Here is a 16,870-nt window from a genome sequence, read left to right as displayed (position 1 = left end):
GCTCATGGAATCAGCGGAAGGCAGATGCGCGAGACACTGACCAGGCTACGATATCGCTACTGGCCGGACCATCTTCTCGGCGAGATCCTGTCCAAACGATGGACCGAAACCGCCATCCCGGTGATCCTGCTGCTGATCGTCGGTTTCGCGCTCAGCCGCTCGCTCGAGCACTTCCTCTCCCCCGCGAGCCTCGCCGACACCGCCCGGCAGGCCGGCGAGATCGGCTTCATCGGCCTCGGCATGGCGCTGGTCGTCATCGTCGGCGGCATCGATCTGTCAGTCGGATCGATCTTCGCGCTGACGGATTTCTGCGCGCTCTACCTGCTCGACGTGCTCAATTGGCCGGTCCCCGCCGTGGTGGTGGTCACCATGATGGTCGGCGGGCTGCTCGGCGCGGTGAACGGCGTGCTGATCGGGTATCTCCGGCTGCGCGCCTTCATCACCACGCTGATCACGCTGATCATCTACCGCTCAGCCTATGATCTGCTGATCCAGCGCTATTCCAATGCCATCGCGTCGGCCTTCCCCGACATCCCATCATGGGACTTCATCGGTGGGGGAACCGTGCTCGGCATCCCCAGCGTCGCGCTCGTCTACATCGCCGTCGCGATCTTCGGTCACGTCTTCCTGACGCGGCTGCGGCCCGGCTGGCACATCACCGCGATCGGCGGATCGCGGCGCTCGGCCTACAATTCCGGCATTCCCGTCCGCCGCACCATCGCGCTGTGCTATGTCGCGAGCGGCGTGCTGACCAGCATCGGGGCGCTGTTCTTCGCGGCGCGGCTCGGCACCGTCGGCGGCGATATCGGCGTCGGGCTCGAGGTGATCGTGCTGACGGCGACGGTGCTCGGCGGCATCACGCTCGGCGGCGGCAAGGGCTCAGTCGTCAAGTCCATGGTCGGCGTTCTCATCGTTCTTCTCGTCACCAACGGCCTGACCGCCATGAATGCGCGCGGCGGCGTCAACCGCATGGCGCTGGCGTCGATCCTGCTGGTGGCTGCGATGGTCGACATCCGCTGGCAGAAGAACCGCACCCGCATCATCAGCAAGGTCTATGTCGCCCCGACCTATCATGCACTGCCGCCACCGCCGCCTACCGAGATCGGCAAGGGCGGGCCGCTCGAGCAGAACGACAAGCTGCGTGACGTCACGCTGATCGGGCTCGGCCGTATCGAGGCGCCCGAGGACGTCATTCTCGACCGCAACGACGTGCTCTACGCGGGATCCCGGCACGGCGACATCATCCGCTTCTTCCCGCCCGATTACGAACGGATGGAGGTGTTCGCGCATATCGGCGGCCAGCCGCTCGGCATGGCCTTCGACCGGCAGGACAATCTATACGTCTGCATCGGCGGCATGGGCCTCTATCGCATCAAGCCGGACGGCACCGTGGAGAAGGCCACCGACGAGACCAACCGCAGCATCTATTCCGTGAACGACGACAGCCGCCTGCGGCTTGCCGACGACTTGGACATCACCGACGACGGGCTGATCTTCTTCTCCGAGGCCACCGTCCGTTACGAGATGGACGAGTGGCCGGTCGACGGGCTGGAAGCGCGCGGCAACGGCCGCATCATCTGCTACGACACCAAGACCGGCACGACCCATACCGCGCTGCGCGGCCTGAAATTCCCGAACGGCGTCGCGGTCGCCAGCGACGGACAATCCATCCTGTTCGCGGAGACGTTCGGCTGCTCGATCAAGCGCTATTGGTTCGCAGGCCCGAAGAAGGGCGCCGTCGAAACCGTCATGGACAATCTGCCGGGCTACCCCGACAACATCAACCTCGCCTCGGATGGCAATTACTGGCTGGCGCTGGTCGGCATGCGCAGCCCCTCGCTCGACCTCGCCTGGAAGATGCCGGGCTTCCGCCGGCGCATGGCCAAGCGGGTGCCGGTCGACGAATGGCTGTTCCCGAACATCAACACCGGCTGCGTCGTCAAGTTCAACGAGCAGGGCAAGATCCTGGAATCGTTTTGGGACCTTAGGGGTCTCAACCATCCCATGATCACCTCGATGCGCGAGCACCGCGGCTATCTCTATCTCGGCGGCATCGCCAACAACCGGATCGGCCGCTTCAAGCTCGACAATGCCGATCCGAACTTCGTGCAGTACGACAAGCGCTGGGGGAGGTCGTCGTGATCGCAGCGATCAGCGAATTCGCCAACCGTTTCCTCGGCCGCGGCGAGGCGGCCATCACCGTTCCGTCGTTCGATGGGGCGCTAAAGCCCAACCAGGCGCTCGAGCAGGCGGAAATCCTGCTCGCATGCGAAGCGCCGGAGGATCTCGCCACCGACGGCACCTCGCTGCTGCTTGCCGACGGCGTGCGGCTGACCCGCCTGAGCGGACATTCGGCGACGACGCTGCGCAGCTTCGAGCGGCCGATCTCCGCTCTAGCGTCCCTGCCTGGCGGGGGCCTCGCCGTCGCGCTCGGCGGCACGGAGGTTCGGCTCTACGACGACGTCGCGGCCGAGACGCCCGCGCGCGTATTTGCGCAAGGACTGCACGCCGTCGACGCGCTCGCTGCCGCGGCCGACGGGACGTTGATCGCAACGGACGGATCGTCTTTGCGCGGAGTCGACGACTGGGCGCGCGATCTGATGGAGCTCGGCAAGAGCGGCCGCGTGCTGCGGCTCGATCCGAAGACCGGCGCGGTCACGCAGCTCGCCGGCGGATTGGGCTACGCCTTCGGCGCCGTCGCGCGCAACGGCAGCGTCCTCGTCAGTGAGAGCTGGCGGCATCGTGTGATCTCGATCTCCGCGGACAGAATCCGCAGCGACGTGCTGCGGCACCTGCCCGTCTACCCGTCCCGGCTTTCGCCGGCGCGAAGCGGCGGCTTTTGGCTCACCGCTTTCACCGCGCGCACCCAGCTCGTCGAGTTCGTGCTGCGTGAGCCGGCCTATCGCCGCCGCATGATCGCGGAGATCGACCCGGAGTTCTGGGTCGCGCCGCGTCTGCGCTCCGGCAACTCCTTCAAGGAGCCGCTGCAGGGCGCGCACATCAAGACCATGGGCGTGATGAAGCCCTGGGCGCCGCCGCGATCATACGGCCTCGTGATCCGACTCGGGGCCGACGGCCTGCCACGCTACTCGCTACACAGCCGCGCAGATGGCATCAACCACGGCATCGTGGCCGCGGTCGAATTCGGAGGCGACCTCGTGATGATCGCCAAGGGACCCGGGCGCGTCATCAAATTGCCGCTGGCAACCCTTGAAACACCCCTTGGAACAGCCCTTGACGAGGAGGCCCGCGCATGAACGACCTCGTCCTGTCCCTGTCGAAGGCGACCAAGCTCTATGCCGGCGTGCCGGCCATCGACGGCGTCGATTTCGACCTTCGGCGCGGCGAGATCCACGCATTGGTCGGAGAAAACGGCGCGGGAAAATCGACGCTGACGAAGGTCATGGCCGGCGTCGTGACGCTGACGTCAGGCGGGATGAGCGTCGACGGCGTCGAGGTGACCCCGAGGACTCCGCTGGAGGCGCGCAACCTCGGCATCGCCATGGTATTCCAGGAGAACAGCCTGGTGCCGACCATGACGGTGGCGCAGAACCTGTTTCTCGGCCAGGAGAAGTTCTACAACCGCCTGCGCGGCATCTACATCGCGGCCCAGCAATTCCTGCAATCGCTCAATTTCGACGTGACGCCGACGGCGACGGTGAGCGGCCTCGGCGCGGCCAAGAAGCAGATGGTCGAGATCGCACGCGCGGTGCTGCACAAGGCGAAGGTGATCATCTTCGACGAGCCGACAGCAACGCTGACGCCGGAAGAGAAGAAGTACTTCTTCGATCTGGTCAAAGACCTCAAGAGGCGTGGGGTCTCCATCATCTTCATCTCGCACGCCCTCGAGGAAGCGCTGCTGCTCGCCGACCGCATCACCGTGCTGCGCGACGGCAAGCACGTCGTGACCGACGATGCCTCGAAGTTCGATCGGGCGCGCATCGTCCAGGCGATGGTGGGGCGGGATCTCTCCAACACGCTCTACGGCGCGCGCAAGACGCAGGTCCGCCCCTCGGGCAAGCGGGTGCTGACGGTGCAGAACCTGAAGATGGCGCCGATGGTGAAGAACAATTCGTTGTCGGTGTTTGCAGGCCAGATCACCGGCGTGTTCGGCCTGGTCGGCGCCGGGCGCACCGAGACGTTCAAGATCGTCGCAGGCGTCATGAAGCGCGACTTCTTCCACGGCGGCGAGGTGATCCTCGACGACAAGCCGGTGCGCTACCGCGTCCCAGCTCCGGCCGTGCAGGCGGGCATCGCCTACGTGACCGAGGATCGCAAGGTCGAAGGGTTCTTCGAGACCGCATCGATTGCACGCAACATCTATCTCGGCCTGCTCGCCAAATTTCCCAGGGGACGCGCTTGGCTGTCACGGCGTGAAAGCACAGCGGCCGGAAAGTCCTGGATCGAGCGCCTCAAGGTGCGCGCCATCGGCGACGAGGCCAAGGTCGTCGAGTTGTCCGGCGGCAACCAGCAGAAGGTCGTGATCGCGAAATCGCTAATCCAGGATCCGGAGCTGATCATATTCGACGAACCGACGCGGGGCGTCGATGTCGGAGCGATCGTCGAGATTCACGAGCTGATCAATTCGCTGGCCGACAAAGGCAAGGCGGTGGTCGTGATCTCCTCCTACCTGCCCGAGATCATGGCGCTGTCGGACCGCATCCTGGTTTGCAGGCAAGGCAAGGTCGTGGAGGAATTCTCGGCGTTGGAAGCGACCGAGGAAGCCATCATGTACGCTGCGATCCATTGAGCGCTCCACCCCGCGGCTTGGAGACGGGCTGTCCGGTTCGCTCGTTCAGCAGCCTGCCGGTCGTGCTGTTGACGAAGTGCAGCGACATGCACGCCGGGCACCTCACGACGACATAGCTGTCCGCCGACTCGCAGCTCACGGGCCGCTCGTCGTCGATCCGATGCTGGACGTTCATGCCGGTGCGCGGGCACCTGAATAGGATCTGGCGGTGCATGTCCTTCTACATGCTCCTGAACCGGCGCCGACGAAATTGCGGACGATTCCTTACGGGCCTTCCCTATGGTTTGCGATGGGTCAATTCGGATGGCCTGCCGCCCCCTATGCTCAATATGGGATCGGGCGCAAATCGCACCGATGCCGAACGAAGCCGAAGCCAGGGCTCCTAGGCGCTCCGGGCGCTGCTTCGAAGACAGGGTTCAGCCGACCGCGATCTGGGAGCTGGCTCGGATGAGCGGCTCTGCCTACGGGTTCGATGGAACGAAGGCGAGTACCGCGGGTTAAGTGGCAGCCCTGGACAGAGCAAAGCAATCGGCCCCGGTACTCTCCTGAAACCGGGGCTGATTGACATCGACTGACCGGCTCGACGCAGCCGCCCGGTGCGAACGGCTCGCTGCCGGCCACAGGCTACCATCGGGACCGCCTCGACCAGGAGAGCAGCCATGATGTCCACCGACCTCAAAGATCTGACCGAAGTCGTGCGCTACGCGCTCGAGACGACACGCGCGACCACGGTCTGTCCTTTCCACGACAAGGTGATCATTCGCGTGGGTGACGACGCGGCCGAGAGCCATGCTTACGAACGAGCCAAGCGCATCCTCAAGAGCGACGGCGCAGCCTTCGAGGCAGATGCTCTCAGGGCAGAAATTGGCCATCAGCTCGCGAGCGCCGCGGACGGGCGGTGCCCAAACTGCGACCGGACCGATCCGGCCCGCTAGAGCCCCTCGGCCTGCTTTCGACGTTCAGGAGACCGCTCGCCGGGACACGTTCTTGTGTGACCTCGAGGACAGGAGGCTCTGGGGTCGCCCGATCAGATATCCCTGCATCTCGTCGCAGCCTTCCTGGATCAGGACCGACATCTGCGTGTCGGTCTCAATGCCTTCCGCGAGGACTGGCACCCCAAGCCCGTGGGCGAGGCCGATCACGGCCCGTACGATGGCCAATGATCGCTCGCTCTGGCCGAGCGAGGCAACGAAGGATCGATCGATCTTGATGCGGTCGAGCGGAAACGCTTCGAGATACGACAGCGACGAGTATCCCGTCCCGAAATCGTCGAGTGCAATCAGGAGGCCGAGCGCCTTGAGCGATTGCATCGTCCGCTTGGCGCGCGGCATATCCTCGATCAGGACGCCCTCGGTGATCTCGAGCTCGAGACGCGCGGCCGCGAGCCCGCTGTCCTGTAGCGCCCGGCGGACCTGCCTGTCGAGATTCTCCCGGCGAAACTGCGCCGCAGAGACGTTGACGGCTACCCGGAGCGGCTGATCCCATGACGCCGCCTCCCTGCAAGCCTCCATCAGGACCCAATCGTCGATCAGCGCGATGGAGCCGCTTTGCTCCGCGATCGGGATGAACTCGCCCGGAGGAATGATGCCGCGTACCGGATGCCGCCAGCGCACCAGCGCTTCGTAGGCCATGAGCGTGCCGTCGCGGTGCTGCTGCGGCTGGTACTCCAGATAGAGCTCGCCGCGCTCGACGGCGTTGCGCAAGTCGTGCTCCAGCGCGCGGCGGTCCCGCAGCTGCTGGTCCATCGCGCTGGTGAACAGGCGGATGGCTCCCCTGCCCTCGTGCTTGGCGCGATACAGCGCCGCATCCGCATTCGCCAGCAGTGAAACGGAATTGTCGGCGTCTCTCGGATACAGCGCGACGCCGACGCAGAGATCGATCTTCAGCGCATGGCCGTCAACCTCGATCGGTCGCTGGAATTGAGCCCGCATCCTGGTGGCGAGCAGCTCTGCGGTTGCCGGCAGCGGCAGGCGATCGGTGATGCCGATGAATTCGTCACCGCCGACGCGGGCCACGTAGGATCCTTGCGCGGCTTCCTGCAGGCGCCGCGAAGCTTCGCGCAGCACGGCGTCGCCGACGGCATGGCCGAAACGGTCGTTGATCTCCTTGAAGTGATCGAGGTCGATGCAGAGCACCGCGAAGGCGCTGTCGGTGATCTCCGCCCGTTCGATTGCGGCACCGAGGTACTCGTCCAAGGCCGCCCGGTTGGGCAGTTCCGTGAGGGCGTCATGACGAGCCAGATAGCTCACCCTCTGCTGCGCCCGATTGCGTTCCGTCACGTCGAAGGCGACACAGACATGGGCAGACTGCCCTTCATAGACCAGCGGCCTCGACTCGATCACGACCTCGATCGCCTCGCCATCAGCAGTCCTGTGCAATTCGCAGTCACGTTCGGCTCGCGCTTGCTGCTCGCCATGGGCGAGCTGCTGTTCGGACATCGCGAGGAGATCCTGGCAGGAATAGCCGTAGTGCCGGCACATCGCGCCGTTTACGGCGATGAGTTGACGCGTCTTCGCATCGACCACCCACATCGGAAGCGGGTTCTCTTCGAATAATAGGCGGAAGGAAGCTTCCCGGCGCTTGAGATCGGTGATGTCGATCCTGACCCCGATGCTGCCTCCGTCGCTGGTTCGTCTTTCCTCGACGCGAATCCAGCGGTCATCCGACAGATGCTGCTCGTGCGAGTGGCACGGCAGCGCGTGGTGGGCCAGGCGCTCGGTGAGCCACGCCTCCTCGCGTCCCGCGGCCTCCGGGTACTGCCCAGCGGCCAATCCGGTTCGAAGAATGGTTTCGAACGGCGTGCCCGCCGCAAGGGCATCCCTGCTGGCGGTGTAGAACTCGGCGTATTGATGATTCCAGAGAACCAGACGATCGTCCTTGTCGAAGATGGCAAGACCTTCGGGGACTACGTCCAGGGCTTCGGTCAGGTGGCTGTGAGCGGCGCGCGCGGCAGCTTCGGCCTGCTCCGCCGCGAACTTGGCTTCCGCCAGCGCCATCTCGGTTCGATGGCGCTCGGTGATGTCCTCATGGGTCGCGACCCAGGCCTTCCCCTCCATCGGGCGATGCCGGATCCGCACGATCCGGCCGTTGGTCAATTCCACCGTCGTGTCCGAGTTTTCGGCGATCACCGGCGCGCTGTTGCGCCAAGCCAGGTAATCCTGCTTCGACATCCTCGGTGCGCTGCCGACCGAATATCTAAGCTCGACGATGTCGTCCAGCTTCATGCCCGGCCGGACCAGTTTCGGATCCAGATCGTAGACTTCGAGATATTGCCGATTGCAGACGATCAGGCGTTGATCGTCATCGAAGAAGCAAAGACCCTGCGACATGTTGTTGAGCGCCCTGTCGAAGCGCTCTGCGAACGCGGTCGCGGTCTGCTCTGCGGCCCGCGCGCGATCCCCCTCCCGGGTCAGCCGCTCGTGGGTTTCGACCAGCTTCACGAAGGAGCGGAAATTGGTGTTGATCATCCGGGCGAGCAGGATAAGCAGCGCCAGCAGATTGATCCCGACCGAGACCAGCATCCGGTCGCCGGAGAGCAGCAGGAGCGTGGCGATCGGTGCGCCGGCAATCAGCATCGTCAGCCGGGACGCCGGCGGCAAGCTGCCGAGGCAGTAGGCCGTCCCGACGCAGCCCATGAAGAGCAGCAAGGACACCGACACGCGCAGACCGGGATCGACCACCATGAACAGCGCCAGGATCCAGATCACGAAGCTGGAGCTGAGCACCACCGTGGCGAGACGAGCCCTTCCGAGCTCTCGGTACGCCTCCTCGGCGGTGAAATCGGCCTTCTTCAGCCGGAGCCACTGGGCCACCCGAAACAGACAGGCCGCCAGGAGGACGGCTGGCAGGGCAAATCGCAGCCATGCCGAGACCGTGTTCGGCAGGAGCAGGCCGACGCTGATGCTGTTCACCAGCAGCACGGCGTAAAGAACCGGAACCTGCTCGCGGAGCACGCGGAACTGCTCGACGAGCAGCGAGCGACCGATCGGATCGGTCGTGTCACCTATCGCGAAAGCGTCACGAATCCGCGCGAAGAAGCCCATCGAGATTGTCCCAGCCACGTCGTAGGCTAGGACAGAGAGGCGAAGGACCGGTAAAGGCGCTTGGTGTCTCCGGCCTTAACGGAACTGCTGCGAATGCGAAGAAGCCAATCCCGTCAATGAGTTCGGCGCGACGGCGCCTGCCGTCTCAAGGGCTATCAGGTTCCACCGCCCCTGTTCCACAATCCCGTCAACCCTCGACCCGGTAGAGCCGCCATCGCTCCGGCACGCCCTTGAGCTGATGCATGCCGTGATCCCTGAAGCGGATCTCCGACTGCGCCACCAGGTCCCTGACGGCGCTCGAGACCAGGACTTCGCCGGCTCGCGCCTTGGCCGCGACGCGCGTGCCGATGTGCAACGCGAGACCAACGATCTCGCCTTCGCTCACACTATATTCGCCCGCATGCAGCCCGACCCTGATGTCGAGCCCTAACGTGCGCACGGCTTTTTGGATCGCAGTCGCGCAACGGATGCCGGAAGCCGGCGCCTTGAATGTCGCGAGCACGCCGTCTCCCGTGGTCACCACCTCCTTGCCGCGGGAACTCTTCAGCTCCTTGCGCACGGCGGCGTAGTAATGGCCCATGATCTTGGTCCAGCGCGCGTCGCCGAGCTTGGCCGCCTTTTCGGTGGAGCGGACGATGTCGACGACCAGGATGGTTGCGAGAGCCTGCTTGAGTGCGGCCTCGACGACTGCGGATCGACGTCGCAGCACGATCGGTCCGGTCATCGGTTCGTAGCGATGGCTGCGTCGCCGCGCAATCGCGGCCTTGGTGTAGTCCTGGGCGCGCTGCGCCGTGCCGCAACGAACCGTCTTCTCCTGCGGCGACCGCGACCAGTAGACCTTGCGCCCATCGCCGGCGCCCTCGACCTCTACCGCGCCCCACTTCAGGAAAACCGCCGAGCCCACGCGCCTGACGCACCACGCCTTCGACGTGTATCCGGATACGTTGGACTGATGGACCCCGATGCGGAGGAATTTTGGCATGTACGTGCGGCCGATCGTAGGACCGTTTGGGCTACCGAACGCAAAGCGTAGTGGCCCGCTGCCGCGTTGGCAATACAGCAAGCCCCGGTTGCGAAGCTTGCCTTTGGCCCGCGGCTGCGGCCACCAGACCGCCTTCGTGGGCCTCACCCCTGATACGCAAACAGCTCGATCGGATCGCTGAAGCCGCGCACCTCATGCTTGCCGACATGCTCCAGCTCGAACTTCGGCTGCACCATCTCGGCGAAATCGCGTGACAGCAGCACCGTCTTGCCGAGCGTCTTGGTCAGCGCTTCGAGCCGGGAGGCCATGTTGACGGCAGGGCCGATCACGGTGAAGTCAAGCCGGCTGGTCGATCCGATATTGCCGTACATGACGTCGCCGACATGGACGCCGATGCCATAGTTCAGAGGCGCGCGGCCACTGCCGTTATTGCGCTCGTTCAGGGCGGCCATGGCCTGACGGGCCTCCGTCACGGCATGGAGCAGCTTTGCGCAGGCGTCCGGCGCTTGAAGCGGGAAGATGGCGAGCAGGCCGTCGCCGATGAATTTCAGGATCTCGCCGCCATGGCGCGCGATCGGCTCCGACATCGCGTCGAAATAGTCGTTGAGCAGGTCGATGACGTCGTCCCGCGGCCAATTGTCGGAAATCTTCGTGAAATCCCGCAAGTCGCAGATCATGATCGCGGCGCGCACCGTCGTGCCGCTGCCGCGCCTGGTGGCGCCGGCCAAGATCATCTCGCCGGCGTGCGAGCCGACATAGGTTTCCAGCAGCGTGCGCGCCAGCCGGTTCTTGACCCGGATCTCGCTGACCAGGGCCAGCACCGGCAACAGCTTCTTCAGGCTGGCGACATGCGCATCCATGAAACCGCCGGGCCGATCGGTTGCAAAAGTGACGATGTGCCGTTTGCCGAGCGTATGATAGAGCGGCCAGGCGACGTAGTCGGTGAGGCCCCTGGCCCGCATCTCGTCATAGAGCGCGTGCTTGCGGCCGAGGGATGGGTCCAGGTAGAGCCGCTCGCGCACCTCGGCGGCGCCGTCATGGATCTCGCTGGCGGAGCTGCCGATATATTCGGACCGCTCGCGAACGTCGTAGTCGACCAGCGCAATCTCCGCCTCGCGCATCCCGTCGGACCACATCATGCGGGCTCCCAGCCATTGCGGGTGATTGATCAGGATGTGAAGCGTCGCGCGCTTTACCGGAACGCCGGCCTGCTGCAGGCGGATGCACATCTGCGCGAAGATGTTGTCGATGAAGCGCTCGTCGCGCGTGCCGTTGGTCAGCCAATCGACGACGCCATCGGCTAGCGCGGGGGCATTGTTCTCTGGCGCGTTCATATCCTGCCCCTCAAGCTGTGGTCTGCATCGGGGCAGATATCGTGCCCCGGCTCCGCCGCGTCAACCTAGCCAGTTGCACGGATTGTACGCATCGCACGGTCGCCGCCGCCTAGCCGAGAAGCCGGATCGAGCCCAGCACCACCGGGCCGGACACGAGTGCGAGCTGCGAGGGCTCGGTCGATTCGACCTTCAGCGTGCCCTTCGCAGGAATGGCAAAATCCTCATCGTCGAGCCTGACGCGGCTATCGCCATGCGGTGCGTAAATCAGATGCGTGCCGGCGGCGAGCCGCCGGCCGCCGGGCTCCCGGAGCGCGAGAAGATCGATCTCCGCGGCACCGCGCCGCGCCATCAGGTTGACGACCTCCACCGGACCCTCCTCAAGCCCGGTCACGATCTCGAGCTCGCCTGTGAACCGTACCGTCGTAAAAGGTTCACGTTCGTCGAACTCCTGCGTGGGCGCCCTCAACACCAATCCCCGCCCGCCGACGACCATCTGCAGGCGATCGATGCCGGGCATGTAGGAAAACGGGCCGGGCGCCACGATCGGCGTCGAGGCAAAGCGCCACAGCAGGCTGTTCCAGTCCTTCTGCGGCCCACCGTCCCGATGAGCGTCGGCGATATCGGTAAAGATGCCGCCGCCGTTCCTCCACGGCGAGCGGGTGTAGTGTTCAGATCTAAGCAAGGTGACTTTCATGTTCGGCGATCGCCCGGGACGTTGAGGTTTGTACCCGATTGTAACCCGGATGATGTCGCTATTTGGACGCCAGTGCCGCCACAGGGCGCCAGGTGAGGTCGGGCGCAGCTGCAGCCAGACGACGGCAGCGGTCACGCATCAGCTCGGCCGGACGATCGTGGCCGCGCTGCTTGAGCACCGCCTCGAAATCGGCCAGCGCGTCGGCAAAGCGGCGGGCGCGATAGGCGGCGAGGCCGCGCTCGTAATCCGCGATCCAGCCGATGCGATCGACCGCCGTCTCGTTCACCATCCCGATCAACTCGTGAACGGAGAGTCCCTCCTCCCGTCCGTAGACCGCGATGCTGTCGACCTCCCGCGTGATGACGGCGCCGCGCGCCAGGCGCTCGGTGGTCTCGCCGATCAGGATCTGCGTGCCGTAGGATTTGTTGGCGCCTTCGAGCCGGCTGGCGACGTTCACGGCATCGCCGATCACGGTGTAGTTCAGCCGCAGCTCCGAGCCGATATTGCCGACCAGCATGCGGCCCGAATTGATGCCGATCCGGATATGAAGCGGCTGGCCGAGATCGTCGACCAGGCCGGACTCTTCGACGGCCCTGCGACAGGCGAGTGCGGCGCGGCAGCAGCGCGCGGCATGATCGTCCTGCGGCTGCGGCGCGCCCCAGAATGCCATCACGGCGTCGCCGATGAACTTGTCGATGGTGCCGCCATTGGCGACGATGATCTCCGAGGTGACGTCGAGATAGCGCGACAGCAGCGGCACCACGCGATCTCCGAGCCGCTCGGACAGCCCGGTGAAGCCGGCAATGTCGATGAACATCACGCTGAGCTCCTGGATGCTGCCGCCGGGCCGCGCCTCGACGCCCTGACGCAGCAGGCCGCGCACGAGATCGGCCGGGATAAACTTTCGGAATGCGGAGAGGCCGGCTGCCATCTCGGCGATCGCGCCCGACAGGCTCGCGATCTCCTTGAGCCGCGACGGATGGCGGCGGACCTGCTCGAGCGCGAAGGTTTCGACATGACGAAGCTCGCCGACGACGCGCGACAGCGGCGCGGCGATGACCGAACGCGCCAGCATCGCCGAGGCCAGCGCGGCGAGCACGGCGCCGATGGCAAGGCCAAGGATCAGGCGCCGCAGCGTCGTCTCGACCGGTCCGAGAAACTCGGCCTCGGGAATCACGGTCGCGAGCGACCAGCCTGGAAACGGCAGCGGCGTCAGCGCCACCTCATAGGCCGCACCGCCTGAGGTCAGCCGGCTTCGCCAGGCCTCCTTGCGGCCGGCCTCGCCGGCCTTGTCGAGCGCTGCGCGCGCCAGCGGCAGCAGCGTCGTGTCGCCGCGCGCCGGATGGAGCTCGTCGGCGTCCTTGTCCGGTGCTGCCACGAGCTCGCCGCTGCCATCGACGATGAAGGCGGTGCCGGTGCGCCCGACCTCGAGCTGCGAGAGGAAGCGCGCGAGCCTCGTGTATTCGATGATGACGGCCAAGACGCCTTGCCGCTCCTGGTAGACGTCGATCGGCCCGGCGAACGCGATCGACGGGCGCTCGCCGTTCGCGTGGTCCTCTACCCTGAACCATCGCGGGTCGTCCGCGTCCAGCCCGGCCTTGAACCAGGCCTGATCGGCGACGCGGAATGAGGTCGGCTCGAAGCGGCGATTGGCGAATTCGATGTCGCCGGGCACCACGTCATATTCATCGACGCGGCGCTGGCCTCGATGGTCCGTCAGCGAAATCTCCATCATCTCGAGGCGGCGATCGCCGAGCTTGTGCGCGGCGAAGAAGGAGCCGTCAGGCCAGCCGAAGGCGACCCAGGAGATGGTCGCCTGCGACTGCAATTGCGAGAGAAAGACGAATTCGCGCTTGTCGGCCTCGCGGGTGTCGAGCACGTTCTGGAGGAACAGCGTGCGGATCGCGGTATGCGCGGCGCGCGCTTCGTCGACGATGGCCGACACCTCCTTGCGCACCGCCGCCACGATCTGCTCGTTGATGGTCGAGGCGAGCTGCCGGCTGGTCGCCTCCGCGGTGCGCCACCAGAGCAGGCTGGAGAACGCAGCCGTCAGCAGGATCGCTGCCAACACCAGCGCGGACACCGCAAGGCGAATGCTGACCGTCATCCTCGCGATCGCATGAAGCCGTCGTTCGGGATCAACCTTCATCGCTGTCTTCGCCTGCCGATCCACCGAGCCATCGTCATGCTCTACGCCGCCCGCGCTCGCCCGTTACATCTGGCAGGAAAAGAATACCGGCCGCCAATGCCCGGTCGCTACTGTCTCGATAGACCCTAGGCATTGGCGTTGAGCCGAGGCTTGCCCGCTAATGCCGGACAAGCGCACCGGCTGTGCGCTCGATCCAATCGGTCTCACGGATTCGTGAGCAGCCTTGTGTAACGAAGGCTGCGCGCGCAACGAAGGAGACCATGCGCGCATCGCCTGCAAGGCGATGCCATCTCGAACAGGAGAATTTCGATGTCTGCCAAACATGCCGTCACCTCGCTCGTCCTCGCCGGCGCCGTATCGACCGCGCTGGCGACTCTCGCCGCCGCCGGCCCGCTGACCAAGGCCGAGGCCGAAGCTGCTGTCGCTGCCAAGAAGGAAAAGTGCTTCGGCGTCGCGCTGAAGGGCCAGAACGATTGCGCGGCGGGACCGGGCACGACCTGCCAGGGCACCTCGACCGTCGACTTCCAGGGCAACGCCTGGAAATTCGTGCAGGGCGGCACCTGCACCAGCATCGAGCTGCCGGGCGGCAAAAAGGGTTCGCTCAAGCCGGTCTGACGGCCGGCGCGACGTCGCCCGCAAGCCCGAACGGAGCAGCACGATGAGCACGGTGATGAAACCGATCCGACCAGCAGCCATGCCGCTTCGTTTCGGCCCCCCCATCGGCGGCGTCGCCGGGACGAGCTTCAAGCCCGAGCATCTCCCTGACATCATCGAGGCCGGACCTCGGCGTGGCTTCTTCGAGGTTCACGCCGAGAACCACATGGGCGATGGAGGTCCGCCACATCGCGCGCTGGAGGCGATCCGTCGCGACCATCCCTTGTCGCTGCATGGCGTCTGCATGTCGATCGGCGGACCCCGGCCGCTCGACAAGGCGCATCTGGCGCGCTTTCGCGGCCTGGTCGCGCGCTATCAGCCCGCGCTGGTCTCCGAGCATCTCGCCTGGTCGACCCATGAGACCAGCTTCTTCAACGATCTGTTGCCGCTGCCCTATACCGAAGCGACGCTGGCTTGCGTCTGCGACCATATCGACCAGGTCCAGGAAGCGATCCGCCGTCCGCTGCTGCTGGAAAACCCCTCGACCTATGTTGCCTTTCGCGAATCGTCGATGCGCGAGACCGAGTTCATCCGCGCCGTCGCCGAGCGCACCGGCTGCGGGCTGCTGCTCGACGTCAACAATGTGTTCGTCTCCGCGACCAATCACGGCTATTCGGCGCTGGATTATCTCGCGGATTTCCCGCTGTCGCGCGTCGGGGAGATTCACCTTGCCGGCCATGCCGAGCAGGCCGACGATGAAGGCGAGCTGCTGCTGATCGACAGCCATGACGGCCCGGTCGCGGATGCCGTCTGGAAGCTCTACGAGATCGTCATCGGCCGCCACGGTGCGGTGCCGACGTTGATCGAATGGGACAGCAACATTCCGGACTGGCCGGTGCTGCAGGCCGAAGCCGCTGCAGCACAGGCGATCCTCGACCGTCACCAGTCCACAGCAATGGCAGGAAGGCGCCATGCGGCCTGAGCCCGGCCTGTCTTTCGCTGCTGCGTTCGCGCCGGCGCTGCTGGATCCGGCACGCGAAACGCCTGCGGTCGTGACCGGCCCGAACGGCAAGGCCGCCGGCCGGCGCTACGACGTCTACCGCAACAACGTCACGGTCAGCCTGATCGACGCGCTGGCCGCGGTCTATCCGGCGGTGCAGCGCATCACCGGCACCGAGTTTTTCCGCGCCATGGCGCGCTTCCATGTGCGCAGCAATCCGCCGACCTCGCCGCTGCTATTCGAGTATGGCCGCGATTTTCCGGAATTCATCGAAACTTATGAGCATGCGCAAGATATGCCCTGGCTCGCCGACGTCGCGCGCATCGAGCGGGCCTGGCTCGATGCTTATCACGCCGCCGACACGGCGCCGCTGTCGCCGGCCCGGCTCGCGGCGGTGACACCCGATCGTCTGGCCGGTCTGGTGTTCGTTCCACACCCGGCCGCACGATGCCTGCGCTCGCCATACGCAGCCGTGACGATCTTTGCCGCCAACCGCGACGACGCGTCGGTGCCGCGCATCGATGCCTCCACGCCCGAGGATGCCCTGATCACACGGCCCGAATTCGAGGTCACCGTGCACTGCCTTCCGCCCGGCGGAGGGGTGTTCGCGGCCGGCCTGATCTCGGGACGGCCGCTCGGCGAGGCCGCGGCGGCAGCGCTGGAGGCTGCGTCCGACTTCGACATCGCCGCGAACATCGCCGGGCTGATCGAAGCCGGCGCCTTCATTTCGCTCGCCTGCGGAGACCCATCATGATCACGGACCAACACGTGACCACCGACAGCATGCTGCCGTCGCCCTGGTTACTCGTCGACAGGGCCAACCGCCTGATCCAGACGCTCGCCACGCCCACGCTCGTCCAGCTCGTGCTGCGCCTCGCGCTGGCGGTGCCGTTCTGGCGCTCGGGTCTGCTCAAATGGGGCGGCTTCCTCAAGCTCAACGACACCGCGGTGACGCTGTTCAGCGACGAGTTCATGCTGCATCTGCCGGGCGGGCCCTATCACTTTCCAGCGCCGACGGTGATGGCGTTCCTGTCGGGCTCCGGCGAGATCATGTTTCCGATCCTGCTGGTGCTCGGACTGGGCACCCGGCTGGCCGCGCTCGGGTTGCTCTTCATGACTGTCATCGTCGAGCTCACGGTGCCCGACGGCTGGCCCATCCACCTCACCTGGGCGGCGATGGCGCTCGGCATCATGGCAGGCGGCCCCGGCAACATCTCGCTCGATCATCTGCTCTGTCGCGTACGGTCGCACGGGAGATAGGCACGCACAATGCCTTGCATCCACACGCACGACCGTCATCCTGAGGTGCGCGCCCTTGCGCGCC

13 protein-coding genes are annotated in these 16,870 nt (G+C 65.5%); 8 read left to right on the top strand and 5 right to left on the bottom strand.

The features are described from left to right. Nucleotides 1-24: 24 nt before the first annotated feature. The 4 genes from P6U31_RS07710 to P6U31_RS07695 all read left to right on the top strand — a co-directional run bounded on the left by P6U31_RS07710 (nucleotide 25) and on the right by P6U31_RS07695 (nucleotide 5,685). Nucleotides 25-2,142, top strand: a complete 2,118-nt coding sequence (locus tag P6U31_RS07710; protein WP_407187627.1) for an ABC transporter permease — start codon at nucleotides 25-27, stop codon at nucleotides 2,140-2,142. Next, nucleotides 2,139-3,257, top strand: coding sequence for a hypothetical protein (locus P6U31_RS07705; RefSeq protein WP_407187626.1), 1,119 nt, complete (start codon nucleotides 2,139-2,141; stop codon nucleotides 3,255-3,257). Before P6U31_RS07710 ends, P6U31_RS07705 begins: the two co-directional genes overlap by 4 nt. Continuing rightward, nucleotides 3,254-4,750, top strand: coding sequence for a sugar ABC transporter ATP-binding protein (locus tag P6U31_RS07700; protein WP_407187625.1), 1,497 nt, complete (start codon nucleotides 3,254-3,256; stop codon nucleotides 4,748-4,750). Before P6U31_RS07705 ends, P6U31_RS07700 begins: the two co-directional genes overlap by 4 nt. Before the next feature lie 659 nt (nucleotides 4,751-5,409). Continuing rightward, entirely contained in the window at nucleotides 5,410-5,685 is a 276-nt protein-coding gene (locus P6U31_RS07695; RefSeq protein ID WP_407187624.1) for a hypothetical protein, read from the top strand. A gap of 24 nt (nucleotides 5,686-5,709) precedes the next feature. On the opposite strand, the gene P6U31_RS07690 is transcribed toward P6U31_RS07695, so the two are convergent. The 5 genes from P6U31_RS07690 to P6U31_RS07670 all read right to left on the bottom strand — a co-directional run bounded on the left by P6U31_RS07690 (nucleotide 5,710) and on the right by P6U31_RS07670 (nucleotide 13,952). Next, on the bottom strand, nucleotides 5,710-8,793 hold the full coding sequence (locus P6U31_RS07690; RefSeq protein ID WP_407187623.1) for an EAL domain-containing protein: 3,084 nt from the start codon (nucleotides 8,791-8,793) through the stop codon (nucleotides 5,710-5,712). A gap of 187 nt (nucleotides 8,794-8,980) precedes the next feature. Further along, nucleotides 8,981-9,775: an adenylate/guanylate cyclase domain-containing protein gene (locus P6U31_RS07685; RefSeq protein ID WP_407187622.1), complete on the bottom strand. Its 795-nt coding sequence runs from the start codon at nucleotides 9,773-9,775 to the stop codon at nucleotides 8,981-8,983. 143 nt (nucleotides 9,776-9,918) lie between these two features. Further along, nucleotides 9,919-11,109, bottom strand: a complete 1,191-nt coding sequence (locus P6U31_RS07680; protein ID WP_407187621.1) for an adenylate/guanylate cyclase domain-containing protein — start codon at nucleotides 11,107-11,109, stop codon at nucleotides 9,919-9,921. A 109-nt stretch (nucleotides 11,110-11,218) separates the two neighbouring features. Continuing rightward, nucleotides 11,219-11,803: a HutD family protein gene (locus tag P6U31_RS07675; RefSeq protein ID WP_407187620.1), complete on the bottom strand. Its 585-nt coding sequence runs from the start codon at nucleotides 11,801-11,803 to the stop codon at nucleotides 11,219-11,221. A gap of 58 nt (nucleotides 11,804-11,861) precedes the next feature. Further along, nucleotides 11,862-13,952, bottom strand: coding sequence for an adenylate/guanylate cyclase domain-containing protein (locus tag P6U31_RS07670; protein WP_407187619.1), 2,091 nt, complete (start codon nucleotides 13,950-13,952; stop codon nucleotides 11,862-11,864). Between the two features lie 309 nt (nucleotides 13,953-14,261). On the opposite strand from P6U31_RS07670, the gene P6U31_RS07665 reads away from it, so the two are divergent. From P6U31_RS07665 to P6U31_RS07650, 4 genes are read left to right on the top strand one after another with little or no spacing between them, the layout of a single operon-like run. Continuing rightward, nucleotides 14,262-14,567, top strand: a complete 306-nt coding sequence (locus P6U31_RS07665) for a DUF2282 domain-containing protein (RefSeq protein WP_128918654.1) — start codon at nucleotides 14,262-14,264, stop codon at nucleotides 14,565-14,567. Nucleotides 14,568-14,610: 43 nt separating this feature from the next. Further along, nucleotides 14,611-15,528, top strand: coding sequence for a DUF692 domain-containing protein (locus P6U31_RS07660; protein ID WP_407187618.1), 918 nt, complete (start codon nucleotides 14,611-14,613; stop codon nucleotides 15,526-15,528). Next, nucleotides 15,518-16,300: a DNA-binding domain-containing protein gene (locus tag P6U31_RS07655; RefSeq protein WP_407187617.1), complete on the top strand. Its 783-nt coding sequence runs from the start codon at nucleotides 15,518-15,520 to the stop codon at nucleotides 16,298-16,300. The genes P6U31_RS07660 and P6U31_RS07655 overlap by 11 nt, the downstream gene beginning before the upstream one ends. Further along, complete coding sequence (locus P6U31_RS07650; RefSeq protein WP_407187616.1) at nucleotides 16,297-16,806, top strand: DoxX family protein; 510 nt, start codon at nucleotides 16,297-16,299, stop codon at nucleotides 16,804-16,806. Before P6U31_RS07655 ends, P6U31_RS07650 begins: the two co-directional genes overlap by 4 nt. The last annotated feature ends 64 nt before the right edge of the window (nucleotides 16,807-16,870 follow it).

This window comes from Bradyrhizobium centrosematis (assembly GCF_045571495.1).
Classification (GTDB): domain Bacteria; phylum Pseudomonadota; class Alphaproteobacteria; order Rhizobiales; family Xanthobacteraceae; genus Bradyrhizobium; species Bradyrhizobium centrosematis.
Note: the sequence above shows the minus strand (reverse complement) of the source record. Positions and strands in the feature narration are given on the sequence as shown.